The 20,980-nt window shown below is 62.2% G+C and carries 30 protein-coding genes; all 30 read left to right on the forward strand.

Annotated elements, in window-relative coordinates:
• Window positions 1-10: 10 nt before the first annotated feature.
• The 30 genes from HMPREF1546_RS08920 (at window position 11) to HMPREF1546_RS09050 (ending at window position 20,978) form a co-directional block, all read left to right on the forward strand.
• Complete coding sequence (locus tag HMPREF1546_RS08920; protein ID WP_021749778.1) at window positions 11-967, forward strand: AAA family ATPase; 957 nt, start codon at window positions 11-13, stop codon at window positions 965-967.
• Between the two features lie 15 nt (window positions 968-982).
• Window positions 983-1,282 carry a hypothetical protein gene (locus HMPREF1546_RS18835; RefSeq protein WP_021749779.1) on the forward strand — a complete coding sequence of 100 codons (300 nt, stop codon included), beginning with the start codon at window positions 983-985 and terminating at the stop codon, window positions 1,280-1,282.
• On the forward strand, window positions 1,228-1,749 hold the full coding sequence (locus HMPREF1546_RS08925) for a host-nuclease inhibitor Gam family protein (protein ID WP_036630596.1): 522 nt from the start codon (window positions 1,228-1,230) through the stop codon (window positions 1,747-1,749). The genes HMPREF1546_RS18835 and HMPREF1546_RS08925 overlap by 55 nt, the downstream gene beginning before the upstream one ends.
• Window positions 1,750-1,765: 16 nt before the next feature.
• A complete protein-coding gene (locus HMPREF1546_RS08930; protein ID WP_021749781.1) occupies window positions 1,766-2,209 on the forward strand; it encodes a regulatory protein GemA in 444 nt (147 codons plus the stop codon).
• 24 nt (window positions 2,210-2,233) lie between these two features.
• Complete coding sequence (locus HMPREF1546_RS08935; protein WP_021749782.1) at window positions 2,234-2,617, forward strand: hypothetical protein; 384 nt, start codon at window positions 2,234-2,236, stop codon at window positions 2,615-2,617.
• Window positions 2,618-2,622: 5 nt separating this feature from the next.
• Window positions 2,623-2,772, forward strand: coding sequence for a hypothetical protein (locus HMPREF1546_RS18840; protein WP_021749783.1), 150 nt, complete (start codon window positions 2,623-2,625; stop codon window positions 2,770-2,772).
• Between the two features lie 13 nt (window positions 2,773-2,785).
• A complete protein-coding gene (locus tag HMPREF1546_RS19615; protein ID WP_021749784.1) occupies window positions 2,786-2,914 on the forward strand; it encodes a hypothetical protein in 129 nt (42 codons plus the stop codon).
• The gene (locus HMPREF1546_RS08940) at window positions 2,904-4,259 is read left to right on the forward strand and encodes an N-acetylmuramoyl-L-alanine amidase (RefSeq protein WP_021749785.1); all 1,356 of its coding nucleotides are present in this window, start codon (window positions 2,904-2,906) and stop codon (window positions 4,257-4,259) included. The genes HMPREF1546_RS19615 and HMPREF1546_RS08940 overlap by 11 nt, the downstream gene beginning before the upstream one ends.
• A 28-nt stretch (window positions 4,260-4,287) precedes the next feature.
• A complete protein-coding gene (locus tag HMPREF1546_RS08945) occupies window positions 4,288-4,608 on the forward strand; it encodes a Mor transcription activator family protein (RefSeq protein ID WP_021749786.1) in 321 nt (106 codons plus the stop codon).
• Between the two features lie 110 nt (window positions 4,609-4,718).
• The gene (locus HMPREF1546_RS08950; RefSeq protein WP_021749787.1) at window positions 4,719-5,222 is read left to right on the forward strand and encodes a hypothetical protein; all 504 of its coding nucleotides are present in this window, start codon (window positions 4,719-4,721) and stop codon (window positions 5,220-5,222) included.
• An 18-nt stretch (window positions 5,223-5,240) separates the two neighbouring features.
• On the forward strand, window positions 5,241-5,555 hold the full coding sequence (locus HMPREF1546_RS08955) for a hypothetical protein (protein ID WP_021749788.1): 315 nt from the start codon (window positions 5,241-5,243) through the stop codon (window positions 5,553-5,555).
• A gap of 3 nt (window positions 5,556-5,558) precedes the next feature.
• Window positions 5,559-5,882 carry a hypothetical protein gene (locus HMPREF1546_RS08960; RefSeq protein ID WP_021749789.1) on the forward strand — a complete coding sequence of 108 codons (324 nt, stop codon included), beginning with the start codon at window positions 5,559-5,561 and terminating at the stop codon, window positions 5,880-5,882.
• A complete protein-coding gene (locus HMPREF1546_RS08965; protein ID WP_021749790.1) occupies window positions 5,875-6,447 on the forward strand; it encodes a phage protein Gp27 family protein in 573 nt (190 codons plus the stop codon). Before HMPREF1546_RS08960 ends, HMPREF1546_RS08965 begins: the two co-directional genes overlap by 8 nt.
• A complete protein-coding gene (terL, locus tag HMPREF1546_RS08970) occupies window positions 6,434-8,209 on the forward strand; it encodes a phage terminase large subunit (RefSeq protein ID WP_021749791.1) in 1,776 nt (591 codons plus the stop codon). Before HMPREF1546_RS08965 ends, terL begins: the two co-directional genes overlap by 14 nt.
• Window positions 8,210-8,290: 81 nt before the next feature.
• Window positions 8,291-8,887, forward strand: coding sequence for a DNA methyltransferase (locus tag HMPREF1546_RS08975; RefSeq protein WP_198016072.1), 597 nt, complete (start codon window positions 8,291-8,293; stop codon window positions 8,885-8,887).
• Window positions 8,884-10,458 (forward strand): DUF935 domain-containing protein, encoded by a 1,575-nt coding sequence (locus tag HMPREF1546_RS08980; protein ID WP_021749793.1) that lies wholly within the window; start codon window positions 8,884-8,886, stop codon window positions 10,456-10,458. The genes HMPREF1546_RS08975 and HMPREF1546_RS08980 overlap by 4 nt, the downstream gene beginning before the upstream one ends.
• Window positions 10,445-11,191 carry a phage minor head protein gene (locus HMPREF1546_RS08985; protein ID WP_021749794.1) on the forward strand — a complete coding sequence of 249 codons (747 nt, stop codon included), beginning with the start codon at window positions 10,445-10,447 and terminating at the stop codon, window positions 11,189-11,191. Before HMPREF1546_RS08980 ends, HMPREF1546_RS08985 begins: the two co-directional genes overlap by 14 nt.
• A 136-nt stretch (window positions 11,192-11,327) precedes the next feature.
• Complete coding sequence (locus tag HMPREF1546_RS08990; RefSeq protein WP_021749795.1) at window positions 11,328-12,368, forward strand: phage protease; 1,041 nt, start codon at window positions 11,328-11,330, stop codon at window positions 12,366-12,368.
• A gap of 4 nt (window positions 12,369-12,372) precedes the next feature.
• Complete coding sequence (locus tag HMPREF1546_RS08995) at window positions 12,373-12,810, forward strand: hypothetical protein (RefSeq protein WP_021749796.1); 438 nt, start codon at window positions 12,373-12,375, stop codon at window positions 12,808-12,810.
• Between the two features lie 18 nt (window positions 12,811-12,828).
• Complete coding sequence (locus tag HMPREF1546_RS09000; protein ID WP_021749797.1) at window positions 12,829-13,719, forward strand: Mu-like prophage major head subunit gpT family protein; 891 nt, start codon at window positions 12,829-12,831, stop codon at window positions 13,717-13,719.
• 5 nt (window positions 13,720-13,724) lie between these two features.
• Window positions 13,725-14,183: a gp436 family protein gene (locus HMPREF1546_RS09005; protein ID WP_021749798.1), complete on the forward strand. Its 459-nt coding sequence runs from the start codon at window positions 13,725-13,727 to the stop codon at window positions 14,181-14,183.
• 3 nt (window positions 14,184-14,186) lie between these two features.
• Window positions 14,187-14,681, forward strand: coding sequence for a phage virion morphogenesis protein (locus HMPREF1546_RS09010; protein WP_021749799.1), 495 nt, complete (start codon window positions 14,187-14,189; stop codon window positions 14,679-14,681).
• Window positions 14,682-14,684: 3 nt separating this feature from the next.
• The gene (locus HMPREF1546_RS09015; RefSeq protein WP_021749800.1) at window positions 14,685-15,206 is read left to right on the forward strand and encodes a hypothetical protein; all 522 of its coding nucleotides are present in this window, start codon (window positions 14,685-14,687) and stop codon (window positions 15,204-15,206) included.
• Window positions 15,196-15,420, forward strand: coding sequence for a hypothetical protein (locus HMPREF1546_RS09020; protein WP_021749801.1), 225 nt, complete (start codon window positions 15,196-15,198; stop codon window positions 15,418-15,420). Before HMPREF1546_RS09015 ends, HMPREF1546_RS09020 begins: the two co-directional genes overlap by 11 nt.
• Window positions 15,421-15,423: 3 nt before the next feature.
• Window positions 15,424-16,857 carry a DUF2586 domain-containing protein gene (locus HMPREF1546_RS09025; RefSeq protein WP_021749802.1) on the forward strand — a complete coding sequence of 478 codons (1,434 nt, stop codon included), beginning with the start codon at window positions 15,424-15,426 and terminating at the stop codon, window positions 16,855-16,857.
• A gap of 21 nt (window positions 16,858-16,878) precedes the next feature.
• Window positions 16,879-17,310, forward strand: coding sequence for a hypothetical protein (locus tag HMPREF1546_RS09030; protein WP_021749803.1), 432 nt, complete (start codon window positions 16,879-16,881; stop codon window positions 17,308-17,310).
• 35 nt (window positions 17,311-17,345) lie between these two features.
• On the forward strand, window positions 17,346-17,717 hold the full coding sequence (locus HMPREF1546_RS09035) for a putative phage tail assembly chaperone (RefSeq protein WP_021749804.1): 372 nt from the start codon (window positions 17,346-17,348) through the stop codon (window positions 17,715-17,717).
• Window positions 17,718-17,782: 65 nt separating this feature from the next.
• Window positions 17,783-17,929, forward strand: a complete 147-nt coding sequence (locus HMPREF1546_RS09040; protein ID WP_301546149.1) for a hypothetical protein — start codon at window positions 17,783-17,785, stop codon at window positions 17,927-17,929.
• Between the two features lie 88 nt (window positions 17,930-18,017).
• Entirely contained in the window at window positions 18,018-20,336 is a 2,319-nt protein-coding gene (locus HMPREF1546_RS09045; RefSeq protein ID WP_036630600.1) for a phage tail tape measure protein, read from the forward strand.
• An 18-nt stretch (window positions 20,337-20,354) separates the two neighbouring features.
• Window positions 20,355-20,978, forward strand: coding sequence for a hypothetical protein (locus HMPREF1546_RS09050; RefSeq protein ID WP_021749807.1), 624 nt, complete (start codon window positions 20,355-20,357; stop codon window positions 20,976-20,978).
• Window positions 20,979-20,980 lie beyond the last annotated feature (2 nt).

Consider the following 20,980-nt stretch of genomic DNA (forward strand, 5'->3'; position numbering starts at 1 on the left):
GAGGAGCAATATGGAAGGCAGAGAGCAGACCGGGCGTGTGAACCACGCACTGGCGGAGCGGATCAATCAGTACATTCTGGAGCAGAAGAGCAGCATCGCGGCGATCTCCAAGGAGATCGGCTACAGCCGCACATCGGTCAGCCGGTATTTGAGCGGGAAATATGATTCCTGCGCGAGTACGATGGAGGAGAAGCTGGCGGAGTTCCTGGCGGCGCACACCGGCGAGACAGTGGAGGCCCCGGCCGCCCCGGCCCGGAGCGGGAAGCGGCCCAGCTTCTATGAGAGCAAGGACGCCCGGTCCATTCTGGGCGTGTGCCAGAGCTGCCAGGAGTACACAGGGCTGGGGATCGTGGTGGCGAAGAGCGGGTTCGGCAAGACCTACGCCCTGCGGCAGTACGCGAAGCTGGGGCGTGTGGCGTACATCGAATGCGACGACACCATGAGCAGCCGGGATCTGGTGGAGGCCATCGAGCGGAGAGTGGGAATCCCCAGCGGGTACGGGACCATCTGGAAGCGGGTGAACGGGATTCGGGAATTTTTCAACGCGAACCGCGGGTATCTGCTCATTATCGACGAGGCGGACAAGCTGGTGAGCAAGTACACGCAGAAGAAGATGGAGGTGCTGCGGGGGATCTTCGATCAGAGCGACGTGGGTCTGGTGATCGCCGGGGAGCCGAAGCTGGAGGCGGCGATCAAGACCTACCTCACACGGATGGCGAACCGGGTGGACTTCTACACGCAGCTGGGCGGCCTGTCGCCGTCCGAGGTGGAGGGATATGTGTCCGACCTGGATGTGACGCCGGAGGCGATGGTGGAGCTGAAATCCCGGGCCTGCAATCCGCAGACAGGATGCTTCCGCCTGCTGGACCGGACGCTATCCAACGCGCAGCGCATCCTGGCAGAGACACAGACGGCGACGATCACGCCGAAGATCATCCAGCAGGCGTCGGCGATGATGATGCTGTGACGGGAGGCCGGGACAATGAACATGAGAAAGCAGAGGCTCATGGGCGCGGGACTGCTGGCGATCTCAGCGGCCATGGCGGCCCTGGCCTGGATGGGAAGCACCCCGGAGGAACGGGACATCACGGCGGCCGTGCTGCTGGCCCCGCTGGGGGTGTGGCTGCTGGTAACAAAAGAGTATGTCCTCTATGACAGCGGGACGGCGCCGGACGCCGCCCGCTATCGTGGACGCAGAAGCAAACGCAAGAAAGGAGCATGGATCACATGGCAAGGAAACGGGTTATTGAAGCGCAGAGCCTCAAAAGCTGGGAGGATGTAAACGACGCCCTGCGGCAGATCGCGGAGGCACAGATCGCCCTGGGCGACATCGAAAGCGACATGCAGAAGCAGATCGTGGGGGCGAAGAAGGTGGCGGAGGACCAGAGCAAGCCGTACAAGGACGCCATCGCGCGGCTGGAGCATGAGCTGAAGGAGTTCGTGTCCGAGCATCGCACGGACATGGGCAAGACGAAGACCATGACCCTCACCTTCGGGGAGGTGGGCTTCCGGCTCTCCACGTCGGTCTCCCTGCCCAAGGCGAAGGAGAAGCTGGCGGAGATCATCCGGCGGCTGAAGGCGCGGCAGATGACGGACTGCATCGTGGTGGAGGAGAAGATCAGCAAAGACGCGCTGAAGAAGTACGGCGAGGACACGGTGAACGCGGTGGGCGCCGTGTGGAAGCAGAAGGACGAGTTCGGCTACGAGGTCAACCTGGAGAAGCTGGAGCAGATCAAGGCGGGACAATGAGGAAGGGAGCGGCAGTATGGCGGGAATGAGCGCGGAGCGGAAGCCCCCCTCCATCCGCACGGTCTGGGGGATCGCCAAGTCCCCGGAGCTGCGGCTGGAGGACGAGGACCTGTACGCGGTGGTCTACCGGGAGACAGGCAAAGAGAGCCTGCGGAAGCTGACGGCAGGAGAGCTCTCCCGTGTGATCCGGGCGCTGCAGGAGATGAAGGACAGCGCCCGGCAGAATGCGGGCCGGAAGCGGACGGACGAGGGCGGAGACCCCCGGACGGTGGAGCAGCGGCGGAAGCTGTATAAGGAGATGCGGGATCTGGGTTGGAGCGAAGCGCAGGTGAACGGGCTGGCCCGGAGGATGTTCCAGGTGGAGCGGATCGAATGGCTGGGGCCGGCACAATGCGGAAAGCTGATCGAGGCCCTGAAAGCGATCCACGCCCGGGGCCGGCGGAAGGAGGCGGAGACATGAGGGAAGGAGCACGGAGGGCGGAATATGGCAACAAAGAAGAAGCGCCTCACACAGCGCGAGAGGGCTGAGCGGGCGGCAGCCAAGAAACGGCTGCAGGCGCGGGGCGTCCTCCCGCCGGACAAGCCCAGGCTCAACCGCAAGAAGTTCGCCCAGGAAACCTGGGCGGAGTGGACGGCCCTGCTGGCGGAGAACCGTCTCGGAGCAGCGATGGCTCTGTGCCGGGCAGTGAGCTTCACCACGGCCCCGGAGCTTCTGGAGGTGACGCCGGAGCAGGTGGGCATCCTGAAGGCGATGAAGATCGCGGTGGAGTATGAGAAGTTCCTGCAGAAGCTGGAAGCGGAGGACCGGAGCGACTACTCCATCGGGGAGCTGGCCGACGAGGTCATCCTTCCTGTGTGGAAATTGTAAGCAATATGGTGACGATCATTTTGAAAGCGGATATCCCGGACACGGACCTCCAGGGCCTCAAAGAGGCCGCGGCCATGGCGCTGGAGGGGCTGGGAGATTTTCGGGTGGTATCTGTGACGGCGGAGGCGCCGGAGCAGTTCAAATTTGATATCTAGGAGGAACAGCAGCATGAAAGAATTGAAGGAGACCGCGCAGGCGGCCAACCCGGCGCTGGAGCCGGGACAGGAGATCAACGAGGCCGACGGGGAGCCTATCTTCCACGCCGACGAAGAGGAAGGAGCAGATCATGAGCAATAAGGTCAAGGTGTGCCTGGACGCGGGGCACGTGGGCAGCAAGTACAACCAGAGCCCGGTCGTGAAGACCTACTATGAAAGCGCGATGGTCTGGTCGCTGCACCTGAAGCTGAAGGCGGCGCTGGAGGCGCGGGGCTTCGAGGTCGTGACGACCCGGAAGACCATCGACACAAAGATGGACGTGTATGACCGGGGCACGGCGTCCAAGGGGTGCGACGTGTTCCTGAGCCTGCACTCCAACGCCTGCGGGACGGAGAGCGTGGACTATCCGGTGGTCTACCGGGCCCACGACAACCTGAACAACGCGGACGCCATCGCCCTGAAGATCGCCAAGAAGATTGGGGAGCTGATGGGAACTACCCAGGCCGGGCGGACGGCCACCCGGAAGAACAGCTCCGGCGGCGAATATTACGGCGTCCTGCGGGGCGCCCGGGCGGTGGGCACACCGCTGTACCTGCTGATCGAGCACAGCTTCCACACCAACACCGCCGCGGCGAAGTGGCTCTCCCAGGACGGGAACCTGGAGAAGCTGGCGGACGCGGAGGCGGAGCTGCTGGCAGAGCACTACGGCGTCACGTCCGGCACGGAGGGCAGGACCGCGATCATGGGCGAGGCCCAGGCCACGGTCGGACAAATGGCCCTCTTCTGCCGGAGTAAAAACCCGGCGCCGAAGCTGACGGCGTGCAGCCTGGAGGAGCTGGCGGAGATGTTCCTGGAGGAGGGCAGGTCCGAGGGCGTCCGGGGCGACGTGGCCTTCGCCCAGAGCCTGCACGAGACGGGCTATTTCAAATACGGCGGCATCGTGACGCCGGAGATGAACAACTTCGCGGGCATCGGGGCCCTCAACGGCAACGCCACGGGACAGGCGGCCAGTTTCCCGGACCCGCGCACGGGCGTCCGGGCGCAGATCCAGCACCTCAAGGCATACGCATCCACGGAGGCGCTGACAAAGGCGTGTGTAGACCCACGCTTCTCCCTGGTGTCCCGCGGCTCGGCTCCATACGTGGAATGGCTGGGCGCGGCGGACAACCCCAACGGGAAGGGCTGGGCGGTCCCCGGCAAGGGGTACGGCGAAAAGGTCACGGCGCTGCTGGAGCAGATCCTCCGTACTGAGGACCCGTCCTCCCCCGCTGCCGGGACGCCTGAGCCGGCCTGGGCGAAACTCGTGGCAGGCTATCCGCAGTACCAGAAGGACGGCCTGGAGGCGCTGGCGGAGGCGGGCATCCTGGACTCTCCGGAGACCTGGGCCGGGCGGTTCGGCCGGGACATGACCGTGGGCGAGGCTGTCGGGATCATGGGAAAGCTGCTCGCCTGGATGCGGACGGCCGGCGAGAATCCCGCCGGCTGAGAGACAGGGCGGAAAGGAGGCCGGAGGCATGGACACATTTATCAAGGAGCTGAAGCTGGAGGAGATCCCGGACGGACCCTGGAAACAAGTAGCTGAACAGATCGGGGTGGAAAACCTTTACACGGTGCTGCGGATCGTCGGGGGCGGGACCACTTACATTCCAAAGGCGGAGACTCTGATCCGGCCCGTCCGGAACCGGCACATCCGGGAAGAGTTCAACGGGTGCAACTATTTGGAGCTGGCAAAGAAGTACAATGTGACGGACCGGATCGTCCGCGTAATCTGCGGTCCCGGGTATCCAGAGGGACAGATCAATCTCTTTGACGAGGACGAAGACACCTTTTCTTAGAAATAAATCTCTGAAATGCTTCATAAGGACATTTCACAAAACATCCATTATCCTAAGACTACAAGCTCCGCTTGTAGTCTTATTTTTTTGCACAGAGGAGGCAGAGACACATGGACATGGATCTCATCATCAACGCGGCGAGCGACGCCCTGCTGAACGTGGTGCTGGCCGTGATCGCGCTGGCCGGCGCTTACGGGGTGTATTTCATCCGCCTGGGCGCCGCGAAGCTGAAGGAGCAGACGGCGCAGATCAAGGACGAGGCGGGCCGGAAGGTGCTGGAGGACGCGCTGGACGACGTTGTGAACCTTGCGACGGTTTCGGTGGGCGCGGTGGAGCAGACCACGGCAAAGGCGCTGCGGGACGCGGTCAAAAGCGGGAAGGCGAAGCCGGAGGAGCTGGCGGCGCTGGGCAAGCAGGTCTTTGACGAGGTGAAGGCGGCAATCAGCCCGCAGGCGCAGCAGGTCATCACCGACAACCTGGGCAGCTTTGACGCCTACTTGACGAAGTGCATTGAGAACGCGGTGCTGAAGGTGAAGCAGGCGGACCCGTATATCACCCTCTCCGGAGAGCTGGCGGAGGGTGTGGAGCTGCCGGCCGCGGGCGGAACGCAGTAAGGAGGGGCCGTCGTGGAAATGGCTCAGATCACCGCGCTGATCGGCGCGGCGGCCTCCCTGCTGTGTACGCTGGTGGTGGGGGCGCTGACCTACTTTGTGAAGCAGACGCTCAACGACTTCCGCAAGGCGGATGAGCGGAACGCCCAAAAGCTGGCGGAGGTGGACAAGCGGCACGCCGCCAACTACAAGGAGCTGACCCAGCAGATCAGCGACCTCAAGAGCGACCTGCCCCTGGTGTACGTGCTGCGGGAGGACTTCATCCGGAGCATGAACAACGTGGACGGGAAGCTGGACAAAATCATCGGCAGTCTGGCCGAGAAGAAGGGAGGATAATACATGGCAATCCTGGACGACATCACCGAGCAGGAGGTCGCCAAAAACAAGGCGATCCGGGGCTACATCATCCGGGCCCTGGCGCGAGGCAACCAGAACGCGCTCCTGGTACGGCAGCTCACCAACGCGCTCGTCGCGGACGGGATGATCTTTTCGCCGGATATTTCCAAGTATCTGGACTATCTGGCGGACGGCGGTTACATCGAATTCAGCGGCAAGCGCGTCAACGCCTATAACGTCTACCGGAAGGACGGCGTCGTCCAACTGACGAAAAAGGGCGTGGATCTGGTGGAGGGCACCATCGAGGATCCGGGCGTCGATGTCTAAGACAGAACGGCGCCGGACACGGGTGAACTCCACCATCGACCGCCTCCCGGATGATATCAAGGGGCGGCTCGACCTGAAGCTCACCGACACGGCCAACACCTACGAAGAGCTCTCCACGTGGCTGAAGGAGGAGGGCTATGAGATCAGCAAGAGCGCCATCGGGCGCTACGCGATCCGTAGCACCCAGGCGGCGCAGCGGGTGGCGGAGACCCTGCAGCGGACCCAGGTCATCGCCCAGGCGGTGGCGACGCACCCCGATCTCGACTATACGAAGGCGGCGAGCATGGTCCTGATGGACGGCCTCATGCAGCGCGTGAGCACGGCGGAGGACGACTTCCAGGAGATGCCGCTGGACAAGGCCGGGCGGCTCATCGCCTCCCTGGCCCGGAACGCCACATACGAGCAGCGGGTCCGGCAGGAGATGAAGCGGAAGGCGGAGCTGGCCTTCGACCAGATGGAGACAGAGCTTCTGGAGAAGGTGAAGCAGTATCCGGACCTCGCCGCCCAGCTCCGGGACGTGCTGGCAAAGGCCAGAGAGAGGGTGGTGGCGGATGGCGGCGATTGACTTCGGCAGTCTCATCGACAAGCTGGATGATGAGAGCGACCGCGCGGCGCTGGCAGACCGGGAGCAGCAGCGGACCCTTTTTCTCAAATACGTTGTCCGGACCGGCAATTTCCCGGACAAACGCGCACAGCTCCTGAAGGAGTACGAGGCAGGGGCATCCCTGACGGGACCCAAGGGCCTCCGGCGGATGCTGGGGGCGTTTGATCTGGAATACTTCGGCCGGGCCTACCTGGGCCATTACTTCACAACACCGGCTCCGGCCTTTCACGCGGATCTGGACGATATCTGGCTTCAGGGCGTCATGAAGGGAATGAACCCCACGGAGCACGCCAAAGAGATCAGCCGGGCCAAAGGGTGCAGGCGTGCAATCGAGGCCCCGCGCGGGCACGCAAAATCCACGACCTTCACCTTCAAGGATGACCTGCACGCGGCTCTGTACGGCTACAAGCATTACATCATCATTCTGTCGGACTCCTCAGAGCAGGCGGAAGGCTTCCTCACAGACATCAAGGACGAATTGGAGGAAAACGCGGCCCTGCGGGAGGACTTCGGCGAGCTGATCGGCAACGTCTGGAAATCCTCTGTTGCGCTGCTTGCCAATGGGACCAAGATCGAGGCCATCGGCTCAGGAAAAAAGATCCGCGGCCGGCGGCATAAGCAGTGGAGGCCGGACCTCATCGTCTGCGATGACCTTGAGAACGACGAGAACGTCGCCACCAAGGAGCAGCGGACAAAGCTCCTCAACTGGTACGACAAGGCTGTGAGCGAGTGCGGCGACACCTACACGGATATCGTCTACATCGGGACGCTGCTGCACTTTGACTCCCTGCTGGCGAATGTGTGCCGCAAAGCGGAATACAAGAGCGTGAAGTACCAGGGCGTGCTCTCCTGGGCCGTGAACACAGACTTGTGGGACGCCTGGGAACAGCTGTACACCAACCTCGCCGATCCGGAACATGAGCAGACCGCCCGGGCCTTCTTTGAGGCCAACCGGGCGGACATGCTGGAGGGGACGGCGGTGCTGTGGGAGGCGAAGAACGACTACTACGCCCTTATGTGCAAACGGGTCAATATCGGCCCCGCGGCATTCAACTCAGAGATCCAGAACAACCCCATCGACCCATCCACCTGCACGTTTCAGGAGGAGTGGTTCGACTACTGGGACGATGAGGGAAAGACCCCGCCCAACTTTGCGGACCCGCGCTTCCTGTTCGTGGGGGCCAACGATCCCAGTTTGGGCAAGAACAAGCGGGCGGACACCAGCAGCATCTTCGCTCTGGCAAAAGACCGGATCACCGGCGTCGTCTATGTGGTCATCGCGGACGTGGCCCAGCGCCATCCGGACCAGATCATCGAGGACGTGCTGGAAGCCAACCGGAGGCTCAAGCGAGAGTTCCACCGCCCCTACTACCGCTTCGGCGTGGAGACGGTGCAGTTTCAGGCTTACTTCGCGGAGGTCATGCGGCAGAAAGCGGCCAAGTCCGGGGAATACCTCCCCATCGTGGAGATCAACTCCACACAGAACAAGGACGCCCGCATCCGCTCCCTCCAGCCGTTTGTCAAAAACGGCTATATCAAATTCAGCAAGAAGCACAAGGCTCTCCTTCAGCAGATGAAGGAATATCCCATGGCCCGGAATGATGACGCGCCGGACGGCCTGCAGATGGCCCTCCAGCTTGCCCTCGATATTCAGGGCGGCGGCGAGGTGGAATACACCACCGTGCTCCACCGGGAAGCGGACTTCAAGGCGGGAGCCTATTAAGGAGGACTTTTGATTCAGTACGAAAACAAACTTATCCACGGTGACAGTCTCACAGTTCTCCGCCAGATGGAGCCCGAAAGTGTGGATGCCATTATCACGGATCCGCCCTACGGGATCAATTTTGAAGCATGGAGGACGCGAAAGACGATCAAGAATGATAAGGCTCCCTTTATTTGGTTTCTCTATGATGCCTTCCGCGTTCTGAAGCCGGGAGAGTCCGGTCGTGGCTCCCTGGTTTGCTTTACTCGCTGGGATGTTGAACAGACCTTTATCGACGCCATGAGGCTGGCTGGTTTTCAAGTCAAAAGTGAGGTCATCTGGGACAAAATCTACACCGGGGTCGGAGACTGCAAAAGTCAGTTTGCTCCATCTCATGAGAACATCATTTTCGCAGTAAAGGGAAAATACAGTTTCCCAGGTTACAGGCCGAAAGACCTCATCACCTTTCAGAAGCTCGGCGGCGGCCAGAAATGCCATCCAACCGAGAAACCCGTGGGACTTCTGGCAAACCTCATCACCGCCGTCACCAAGCCCGGCGATCTTATTCTCGACCCCTTCGCCGGGTCCGGCTCCACTCTGGTCGCTGCCAAGAAAACCGGGCGGCGGTTTATCGGGATCGAACTGGATGATGACTACTACCAGACCGCGCAGAGGCGCATTGAGGAGGCAGTCACATGAGCAGAAGCAAGCGCCGGGCGCAGGCCCCGCCGCTCCCCAGGCCGGAGACGCGGGAGCTGACAGTCGCCCGGGTCCAGGACAAATACAGCGAATACCCATCCAACGGGCTGACCCCGGTCCGTCTGGCGGAGATCTTCCGGGAGGCCGACACGGGCGACGTCATGCGGCAGATGGAGCTGTTCGAGGAGATGGAGGAGCACGACCCCCACCTGTTCAGCCAGCTCCAAACCCGGAAGAACGCGGTCACGGGCCTGGACTTCGAGATCACCGCCTTCGGCGACGAGCCGCGGGACAAGGAGATCGCGGAGTTTGTGGAGGCGCAGCTCAACGGGATCGAAGGCATGGAGGACATCGAGACGGACCTGCTGGACGCCATCGGAAAAGGGATCGCCGTCTCGGAGATCCTGTGGGGATATGACGGCGGCCGGGTCGTGGTCCGGGAGATCAAAAACCGCCACCAGAAGCGTTTCTTCTGGGACGGCGTGGACGACTCCTTCCGCTGCAGGACGGACGAGACGCCCTCCGGCATCCTGCTCCCGAAAAACAAGTTCATTATCCACAAGTACAAGGCGAGATCAGGACATCCGGCCCGCGCCGGAATCCTCCGGGTCGTGGCTTGGATGTACTTGTTTAAGAACTACGACATCAAGGACTGGATCAGCTTCGCGGAGGTGTACGGCCTCCCCTTCCGGCTGGGCAAGTACGCGCCCGGCAGCAGCGACGAGGAGAAGCGCGCGCTCATGCAGGCGCTGATCCAGCTGGGCGCGGACGCCGCGGGCATCATCCCGGAAGGCGCCTCCATCGAGTTTGTGACCACGGAGAAGACCTCCAGTACGGACCTGTACGAACGGCTGGCCCGCTACTGCGACGAGCAGATCAGCAAGGCCATCCTGGGACAGACCCTGACCTCGGACTCGGGCGGCGGCAGCTACGCCCAGAGCAAGACCCACAACGAGGTCCGGCACGATCTGACCGTGGCGGACTGCAAGGCCCTGGCAGCCACGCTCCGGCGGGATCTCATCCGGCCCCTGGTCCTCTTCAATTTCGGAGAGGAGAAGCGAATCCCTCGGATCCGCTTTGACTGTGAGGAGGACGAAGACCTCATGCAGACGGCGAACGTGGTGGGGACATTGGTGGAGAAGACCGGCCTGCCGGTCCCCCTCTCCTACCTTTACAAGAAGTTCAGCATCCCGGAGCCGGAGGACGGCGAGGCCATCGCCACCCCCAGCTACGCCCAGCAGGCAGCAGGTCCGGCACTCCCCTTCAAGGCGCAGCCCCGGCGCTATGTGGCGCTGAAAGGCGGCGGGCCGGGTACCCAGGAACACATCGACCGGGTGACGGCCGCGGCACTCAGGCGCGGGGCCAAAAGCTGGCGCAAGGCGTTCGCTCCGGTGCTGGCGCTGCTGGAACAGGCGGAGAGCCTGGAGCAGCTCCGGGACACCCTGGAGGACGAGGACGCCGTGGCGGAGCTGTACGCCTCCATGGACGTGTCTGAGGTGGAGGACCTGCTGCAGAAGGTCATGACCCTGGCGGACCTGGAGGGGAGGTCACTGGAGCATGAACGAGATTGAAGCCGTCCTGAACGGCGGCGACATGACGTTTGAGGAAGCGGTGGAGTATTTCCGCCGGCGCATCCCCGTAACAGCGAAGGTGTTCTACTCCATCGCCTACGACTACCGCGTCCTGGCCTTCACCGTGAGCGGCTACTCCAAGCTGCAGATCCTCCGCAGGTTCTACGAGGAGCTGCTGGCGGCTCTGGAGCAGGGAAACACCCTGGCGGAGTTCCGCGCCAACATGAACAGCTTCCTGGAGCGGGAGGGCTACGAGGGCGTCACTCCGTATCAGGCGGAGAACATCTTCCGCACCAATATCCAGACGGCCTACAATGTGGGCCACTACAAGCAAATGACAGATCCGGAGGTCATGAAGCTGCGCCCATACTGGCAGTATGACGCGGTCAACGACTCCCGGACGCGCCCCTCTCACCTCGCCATGGATGGCCGGGTCTTCCCGGCGGATTCCCCGGTCTGGGATACATGGTTCCCGCCCAACGGCTTCAAGTGCCGCTGTACGGTGCGGAGCCTGAGCCGGCGGCAGGTGGAGCGGCTGGGCCTTCGCGTGGAGACCAGGGCTCCCGCCTCCAGTATGCTGCGAGACGGGCGCTTTGTAAATATCATGCCGGACCCCCAGTTTGCCAGCAACCCGGCAAAGACCCCGTGGAAGCCGGACCTGAAGGGGTATCCCGAGCCCCTGGCGAAGGCGTTCCGGGAGCGGGAAAAAAGCGGGCCTGGGAAAAAGACGTAAAAAGGCCGCTGACGCCCCTCCGGCGGAGGGGGGAGGGTCATTTCACGGGGGCCCCCCGCAAAACGGCTTCTAACGCCGTGCGCACGGCGTTAACGGCGGTCTTGGGGCTCTGCCTCGGAAAGGAGACACGCAAAAAATGGAGATCATCACCCTGAAAGGGGGCGAGGTGGAGGTCCAGGGGGTCCCGGAGGTCATCCGGATCCTGCCCCTGGGACATGTCACCAGCCAGAAGGGCGAATTCGATGTGGATGAGGAGAGCCTGCGGCTCATGAAGGCGGAGATCGCCCGGCATGGCGTGGATGTGGTGGTGGACTACGAGCACCAGACGCTGGATGGCGTCCAGGCCCCGGCTGCCGGCTGGGTCAAAGACCTCTCCATTCAGGACGGCCATATCGTCGCAAAGGTGGAGTGGACGGACCGGGCGGCAGCGTACCTGAAGAACCGGGAGTACCGCTACCTCTCCCCGGTCATCACCGTCCGCAAGGCGGACAACAAGGCGACGGGCCTGCACTCGCTGGCCCTCACCAACACCCCCGCAATCGACCACATGGACCCCATTGTCAATTCCAGCACTTACAATAATCACGAAGGAGGACAAAACACTATGGACCCGAAAGAACTGGCAAAGCTGCTGGGCCTGCCCGAGGATGCCACGGAGGAACAGATCACCCAGGCGCTGACCGCCGCACTGGCGGAGCTGAAGAAGCTGAAGGAGGACGGCAAGGAACCGCCTCCCGGCAGCGAGGAGACCGTGGCGAACAAGGCCGTCTGTGAGCTGCTGGGCCTGAAGTCCGGCGCGGCCACCAGCGACGTCACCGCGAAGATCATGGAGCTGAAGGGCGGGATCGTCGACGGCGTGAACCTGCGGGAGAAGGTGGAGAAGCTGGAGAAGGCCGCCGCCCAGCGGGACGCGGACGAGGCGGTCACCCAGGCCCTGAAGGCGGGCAAGATCACCCCGGCGCAGAAGGAGTGGGCCACCAGCTACGCCCTGAGCAATCCCAGGGGCTTCTCGGATTTTGTGGAGAAGGCCCCGCAGGTGGTCCCCATGGACCAGATCATCCCGGATGGCCCGGATACGCCCGCGGGCGGCATCGACGAGGCGACCCGTCTCGTGTGCAAGCAGCTGGGCATCAACGAAGAAGACGTCAAGAAGTACGGCATGAAAGAGGAGGCGTAAGACCATGGCAGCACTCACAGCAGCGAGGGACACCACCGAGATCAGCAACGGGGCGCGTCACCTCGTCCTCCCTGTCAAAGGGAGCACCACCATCTATCAGGGCGCACTCGTGGCCCTGGACGCCAGCGGCTACGCCGTCCCCGGCTCCAAGGCTGCCACACTCATCGCGGCCGGCCGGGCCGAGGAAACCGTGGCGAACACCGGAGCGGACGGCGCGGCCACGATCCGGGTCTCTCGGGGCGTGTTCGTTTTTGACAACGCCACGGACGCCGGGAAGCTCACCGCCGCCCATGTCCTGAAGCCCTGCTACATCGCGGACGACCAGACCGTCACCGCCACCGCCACCGGCGCCAGCGTGGCCGGACTGGTGATCCGGGTGGACGACGCGGGCGTCGCCGTGGAGATCGGACGCGGCATTCAGGCCATCGCCGCCGAAGCCTAAAAAAGGAGGACAAAAACCATGATTGTGAATCCCCAGAACCTGCGGGGCATCTATGTGGGCTTCAACACCCTGTTCAACAGGGCGCTGACCACTGTAAATCCCCTGTACACCGAGGTGGCTACCGTCACCCCTTCCACCACGGACGCTGAGACCTATGCGTGGCTCGGCGACATCCCCGGCATGAGGGAGTGGATCGGCGACCGTGAGGTCCAGAACCTCAGCGCGTCGGACTATACCATCAAGAACAAGGATTTCGAGCTGACCATCGGCATCGACCGCAACGCCATTGAGGACGACAAGATCGGCCTGTTTAACCCCTCTATCGAGATGCTGGGGCAGTCCGCTGCCATGCACCCGGACAAGCTGGTCTTCAGCCTTCTGAAGAATGGCTTCAATGAGAAATGCTTCGACGGCAAGGCGTTTTTCTCCAGCGAGCACATGATCGGCAAGAGCAAGGTCTCCAACAAGGGGACCGCGAAGCTGAGCCTGGACGCCTATATCGCGGCCCGTTCCGGTATGATGAGCCTGACCAACAGCAAGGGCGAGGCTCTGGCTCTGATCCCGAACAGGCTGGTGGTCCCGCCCGCCCTGGAGAAAGCCGCGTTGGACATCACAGAGGCCGACTTCATCAATGGCACCCGCAACACGATGAAGGGCACCGCGAAGCCCCTGGTGGTGCCGCAGCTGGCCGGCAGCGACACGGCCTGGTTCCTGCTGTGTACCACCCTTCCGATCAAGCCTCTGATCTACCAGCAGCGCAAGAAGGTCAAGTTCGTGAGCAAGACCAACGAGACCGACGACAATGTATTCCTGAGCAAGACCTTCCTTTACGGAGCGGACTCCCGGGGGAACGCGGGCTTCGGCTTCTGGCAGATGGCCTACGGCAGCGACGGGACCGCCGGCGATTGACCGGTATGAGCTACTGCACACGCAGCGAGGTCCGGGCCATGCTGAAAGAGGATGCTGTGAGTCAAATCCTCACAGATACAGACTTCATTGAAGACCCGGAGGAGCGGGAGGCTGGGATCGGCCCGCTCATCGACGAGGCCATTGCGGACGCGGACGGGGAGATCGACGGCTACCTTGCCAAGAGGTACGCCGTCCCCCTCGCCCCAGTTCCAAAGGTCATCAACAAGTTCTCCAAGGACATCGCCCTCTATAACCTTATGTCCCGCGCCGGATTGGACGAAGCGGGACGGGAGGGCAACTATCTCACCCGCTACAACGCCGCCATCAAGTTCCTCACGCTGGTCGCGGAGGGCAAAGTCAGCCTCGGAACTGAAGCCAGCGACCCCCAGGCAGCGGCGGCCGCCGGCTTCTCCATGCACTCCAACCGCCGGCTCTTCAGCCGGGATACGATGAAGGGGATGTGATCCATGGTAAATATCCGGCTGGAGGGCGATACTCGGGCGGCCCTGAACAAGATCCGGGGCCTCGCGGAGATGGACCGGAAGAGCCTTAACGCGGCCCTGGGCCAGGGCGTGCGCGCGTCCACCCTGGAGCGTTTCCGGACGGGCAAGGGGCCGGACGGCAGACGCTGGCCCACATCCAAGCGGGCCCTTGCCGAAGGCGGCAGGACGCTGGTGGACTCCGGACAGCTGCGCAACAGCATCCAGGTCAGATCCGACGCCACCGGCTTCGCGGTGGGCACCAACGTCAAGCACGCCTCCACCCACCAGTACGGAGTCAAAAACCGAGTCATCAAGGCCAAAAACAAGAAATACCTCCGCTTCAAAGTTGATGGCCGCTGGGTCACACGGAAGAAGGTCAAGGTGACGATCCCCGCCCGCCCCTTCCTCGGCCTTTCTGCCGAGGACCAGACCGAGCTGCAGGAGACGGTGGAGGACTTCATCCGCCGGCAGGGGGAATAGCGTATGTTGTACACACAGGCGAAAGCATACCTTGTAGGAAAGCTCAAGGAGGCCGGACTCAAAACAAAGCCATACACGACCATGAAGTCCCTCTCCCGGTCCATGGAAAGCCATGTGGGAGCGGTCCTGCCCGGTACGGAGATGATCGCGCGAAACGGCTCCAAAACCATCTATCAAGACCAAGAGGGAGCGCAGCACAAGCGCCGAAAGCTCTTCGACCGGAACGTGACGTTTCAGGTGGTGCTGGGAGAGTATACGGACGACAAGGTGGAGGCTATGCTGGAAAAATTCCTGGCTGCTCTGGACCAGGGGATCGAAGTGGATGGAAACTTCGTCCCCCTGGCTGCGGAGAGCGTGGAGTGGTCCACCGAGGAAGATCATCCGCTGAAGGCGGAGGTCGCCGTGACGGTGAACATCACCTTCCGGGGCGGCGTCTACAGGGACATCGGTCTCCACAGAGCCCGGGACTACCGGCTGGAGGACATCGGAAAAAACAATGGAAAGGAGCCTGCAAATGGCAATTAAGAACAACAGGCTCCAGGACGCCGCGCCCGACGCGGCGTCTCTGGAGGATATCGAGGCGCTCCGGACCCGCTATGGCGTGAGCCGCCCTGTATTTGTGGGCGTATGCTCCGCCAACAGCTGGCGCAGAGGGCGGCAGATGACCGCGGCGGATTTCCTGGCTGCGGTCGAGGCATATCAAAAGGCGCCCATGACCGGGGGCCGGAAGGAGGCGTGAGGGATGGCAGTGCTCAGAGATGTCAGGGAGACCGTCCTGGATGGGCAGCTCGGCTTCTCCGGAAAATCCGGCTCCGGGATCAGCGTCCGCATCGGACCCTCCCCTGTCGTCAGCGACAAGCTCATTATCATCACCGGCGACATGACTGCCGATACCATCAAGGAACGCCTGGGGCGCTCCCCTCTGGCCGACTCCGTCATGGACTCCGTCCAGTTTGGCGCCGCCCGGGTGTACTGCCTCCCTGTGGCCGCCTCTACGGCGGGCACTGTCGGGGAGGTGGAGAAAGAGGGCAAGGGCGGCGGCACGCTCACGGCGTCCGGCAGCCCCTATAACGCCTTTGCGGTGGTGGTGAAGATCACCGCCCAGGGCACTCTCAACACTGCGGCCTTCGCCTATTCCATCGACGGCGGCAATAATTTCAGCGACGAGATCACCGTGCCTGTGGCGGGCAAGTATGAACTGCCCGGAACCGGACTCACCATCACCTTTGCGGCGGCGTCGGAAGAGGCAGACAGCTCCTTCCAGGTGGGCGATATGTGGAGCTTCAGCACCACGGCCCCCGCCATGACGAAGGGCGACGCCCTGGCGGCTGCCCGCAAGATTAAAGACTTCCCGGAGGAGTTCGAGTGGCTGCATGTGGTGGGCGGGAGCGATCTGGATCTGTGGGAAGCCATGGGCGAGGTCCGCAATGAGCTTGCCACGGAGTACCACAAGCCCCTCTTCATCCTCATGGAGGCCGCCTACCCCACCGGGGACCTCACCGACTGGGCGCTGGGCCTGGAGAAGGCCCGAGATAAGGTCAAGAACACTGATATTCAGGTCTGCACTGCATGGGGCCGTCTGGTACGGCTGGACGGCAGCGTTCAGATCGTCAACCTCGCGGGCATCGTTTCCGGCCTGTACGCCAAGGCGGGCGTGGCTGAGAGCATCGGCAAGACCCGGCCCGAGGCCGGCTTCGGCATCTCGCCGGATACACTGGAGGAACTGCTCCCCGCCGGCTTGGATGACTCCGTCATCAAGATGCTGGACGAGGCGGGCTTCCTTACCTTCCGGAGCTACGCCGGTCTGGAGGACTTCTTCGTCTACCATGCCAAGGTCCTCAGCCCGGAGAAGAGCGACTTCCAGTATGCGGAGGATGTCCGGGTGAAGAACAAAGTCATCCGGGAAGTCCGGAAGGAAGCCCTGCTCCTGCTCAATGACGACATCGACATGACCGACTTTGACGGTGAGGCACAGGCCCGGGCGAAATTCCTGACGGCGCCTCTGGACAGAATGGTCGCCGCGAAGGAGATCAGCAGGGCGGAGGTCACGATCCCCGAGGGGCAGGCGGAGTCGTTCCTGGAGACCGGGCTCCTCCGCGTCCGTATCCTCTATCTGTCCCGGGGCTACATCCGGGAGATCGAGATCGAGGTCGGACGCACCAATGTCAGCGACTAAGCGGAAGGGAGGATATGCGGCATGACAATCAATGGTAAAGTCTACGACTGGGCTGATGTGGACTTCAAGGTCCCGGGCCTGGACATCGAGGTCCAGGAGATCAGCTATGACGATGAACTGGATCAGGAGGCCGTCTACGGCAGGGGCAACAAGCCCCGGGGCTTCGGCACCGGCAACTATTCCAGCACGGGCAAGATCTCCCTGCTTCGCGACGACTACCACAAGCTGCTGGCCTACTGCAAGGCCAAGGGCGTCAGCTTTTTCAAGCTCCAGTTCCCGTCTATTGTCGTCAGCTACGGCATGGAAGGTGAGAAGACCGTGATCGACGAGTTGAAGATGGTCCAGATCTCCAAACGGTCCAACAGCGTCACCCAGGGCGACAAGAGCGTCAAGGTGAGCCTGGACCTCGCCATCTACGGCGGCGTCGTTCAGGACGGCGTGGAACCCATTTAAGGGACAAGTTATTTGAGAAATACGGAGGAATATACATGGAAGACATCAAGAAAACGGACGCTGCGGCCGCAGCATCCCAGAGTGAACAGGACAAGCTCAAGGCCAAATATGGGAAGGTGTTCCGTGTCTCCTGCTTTGTCCGGGAGGATGAGGACAGCGATGCGCTGGAATTCAGCTATTACTTCAAGCGGCCCAGCGTGCCCGCTTATGACCGATACCTGAAGGGCGTGCAGCAGATCGGCATGACCAAGGCAAGCAAGACCTTCCTGCTGGACTGTGTGGTCGACGAAGACAAGGACCGCCTGACCTCTGAGATGGAGAAATATCCCGGCGTCGCCCTCTCCATCGCGGGCAAGCTCACGGAGATCCTGGGCCTGACCAACGCCGTAAATTTGAAAAAGCTCTAAGAGAGCGGGCCGAGGAGGTAAAAAGCAGTCTGGTCGATGCCGGACTTTTGGAGATATACCGCTTTTTGCCTCCTCCTCTCTTGGAGGGCTTTGACCCGGAGAAAGCGGAGATCGGGGAGTTCCTGGAATACATTGCAAAGGCCCGTTATGTTCAGGAGCTGGAAAAGAACATCATCGCCCGCGCGATCTCCGAGGTATTCGGCGGTGAATGACCGGGAGGCGAGGCAGACACATGAAAGCAAACGAGCGGGGTACAGGGCCGCCTCATACCGTCCGCCGGAGCGGAGGTGAGCGCGGTCCATGAGCCTCGAAAGTGTATTCAGGTTGTCCCTCATCATGAATATGGTGGACAACATCACCGGCCCCATGGGCCGGATCAGCAGCAGCGTCAACGGCGGTGTATCCAGGCTGCAAAAGCTGGAAAGCGCGTTCGGGGGCATGGTCAAGACTGGCGCAGTCATGACGGAGCTGGGCTCCTCCATCGCGGGGGCCGCGCTGGCTCCTGTGGAGGCCACCTTCGAGACACGCCGGGCGCTGGGCGAACTGGCATCCCTGGGCGTCAAGGATCTGGAGGCCGTGGAAGACGCGGCCCGCAGCTTCTCCGACCAGTGGGCCGGGACCTCCAAGGCGGACTTCATTTCCGCCTCCTACGACATCAAGAGCGGCATCGCCTCTCTGACAGATGAGGGCGTGGCCGATTTCACCACCCTGGCCGCCCTGACAGGCAAGGCCACAAAATCCACAGTCGGCGAGATGACCAGCCTGTTTGCCACAGGCTACGGCATTTACAAAGGCTTCTACGACGACCTGACGGATCTGGAGTTCGGAGAGATGTTCTCAGCCGGGATCTCCAAATCCGTCCAGCAGTTCAAAACGACCGGATCGGAAATGGCGGCGGCCATTGAGAGCCTGGGCGCTTCGGCTACTAACGCGAAGGTCCCGCTGGAAGAGCAGCTGTCTGTCCTGGGTATGCTTCAGGCCACCATGAGCGGTTCGGAAGCCGGCACCAAATACGCGGCCTTCATCCAGTCCGCGGCAAAGGGCGGCGAAGAGCTGGGTCTGGCCTTCGTCGACGCCAACAACCAGATCAAGAGCCTGCCGGAGATTCTGGATCTGCTGCGCGGAAAGTACGGCGACACCATAGATGCCATCGAGAAGCAGGAGATCGCCACGGCATTCGGCACCGATGAGGCCGTGGACCTTATTGATCTGCTGTACAGCAAGACCGGAGAGCTGCAGGACAATGTTCTGAGCCTGTACGACGCCATGGGGCAGGGCACCGCAGTCGCCACCGAAATGGCGTCGGCCATGAACGAGACGGAGCCAGAGAAGTTTGAACGGCTCCAGCAGCAGCTCCACAACGTCGCGGAAGCGGCGGGAAGCACGCTGCTTCCTGTAGTCAACGACCTGATGGAAGGCGCTGCCGGCGTCATCCAAAAGGGCGCGGAGTGGATAGAGAACCACCAGAACCTTGTCCGGATCATCCTGCTTGCGGCCCTGACCCTGGGCGGCTTTCTGGCTGTGGCGGGCACCTGCATCGCCGTAGTCGGCGGCGTGGGGATCGTTTTCACCAAGACCGCCGGACTGGTCAAAGGCTTCATTGGCGTTGTCCGGGGATTGCCGGACCTGTTTGAGACCATAGCCCTGTACGGCATGGAAGCGGGCGACGCGATCCGGAACGGCTTTAACAGGATCCGGACAGCGGGAAGCACCGCCGTCACCGCAGTCAAAAATGTGACGCTGCGGATCGCCGGCATGGCGAAAACAGCGGTGATCTCCGGCGTGACGGCCCTGAAGAACATGGCGCTCGGTCTGGCCAGCATGGCGAGGCAGGCGGTTGTGACCGCCGTAACCGCCATGCCCGGGTTGATCGCCTCTGTGTGGTCCTTCACCGCGGCGCTGCTGGCAAATCCCATCACATGGGTTGTCATTGGCATCGTTGCGCTGATCGCCGCCCTCATCCTGCTCTGGCAGAACTGGGACAGCGTGACCGCGTTCCTGCAGAACGCCTGGAACACCGCCTGCTCCAAAATCACGGCGGGGCTCGAGTGGCTGAAGCAGGGCTTTCAGTCTATCATGGACTGGATCGGCGAGAAGATCGCATGGTTCGGCGAAGCCGGACGGCGGCTCGTGACCACCTTCGTCGACGGCATCAAGTCCGTGGCGATGGCGCCCATCAACGCGGTCAAGGGCATCTTTGGGAAGATCAGCAACCTGTTCCCCCACTCCGATGCCAAGGAGGGTCCCCTGAGCACCCTGACTCTGAGCGGCAAAAAGACCATGACCACCTTCGCCGCGGGGGTGACTTTGGCGGAGGATGCTCCGGCCAACGCGATCACCAAGGGTCTGGAGGGAGCCAGGGTCAGTCTCCAGCAGGATGCTCCCAAGCCGGTCCGCCTGAGCGACGGTACAGGCGAGGAGGCGGACGCTGGAGACGGCAGCGGCTCCGCCAGCAGGGACGGCAAAGTCTTTATCGTCAAGAAGCTGGTGCTGCAGGTGGATGTCAAGAAGATCAAGCAGCTGCAAGACCTGCTGGAGATCGTGGGCGAACTGGAAGACAAAATCAACAGCGGCGAGGATCCGGATGATGATCCGGAGACCGACTTCGCGCTGGCGTAAGGAAGGGGGACGGCTCTCATGATCTTTGTGGAAGACAATACCATCAAGCTGAACGGGGTCGTCCTCCCTGGCCTTGTCAAAAGCATCGAGGTCAAGGAGTCGGCGCAGATCGACGAGCAGGAGGTGGAGGGCAGCTCCGCCAAGCCCAAGCAGGCCACCGGCTACGAGGATGCCAAAATCAACATTGAGCTGGTGGTGGACGATACAGACACACAGACCAAGTATCAGCGCCTGGAGACACTTCGGGCGGTGTTCCGCAAAGAGGGCCAGGGTGTGCCGCAGCCGATCCCCATCGTGTGTGAGGACGCGGCCGCCCACGGTATCGACAAGGTCCTGTTCAAATCTCTCAACCACAAAACCGAACAGAAGAAGAGCTATTTTTCCGTGACCCTGGAGCTGTGGGAGTACATCCCACAGACCATCCAGGCCGTAAAATCCTCCGGCACTTCGTCCGGCAAGAAGAGCGGCAGCGGCTCCGCCAGCAGCTCAGCGGGGACATTGGACAGCAGTTACTCCAGCTATCTCAGCTCCGACCGGGGCGCGGCGCCGGAGAAACCGGCGCTGCAGAAGAAGCGGGGCAAGTCCCCTGCCGTGGATGACGCGGATACGGCCAAGGTCCTGTCCAAGCTGAAAAGGAAGTAGTA

It is taken from the genome of Oscillibacter sp. KLE 1745, from assembly GCF_000469445.2.
GTDB classification, from domain to species: Bacteria; Bacillota; Clostridia; order Oscillospirales; family Oscillospiraceae; genus Oscillibacter; species Oscillibacter welbionis.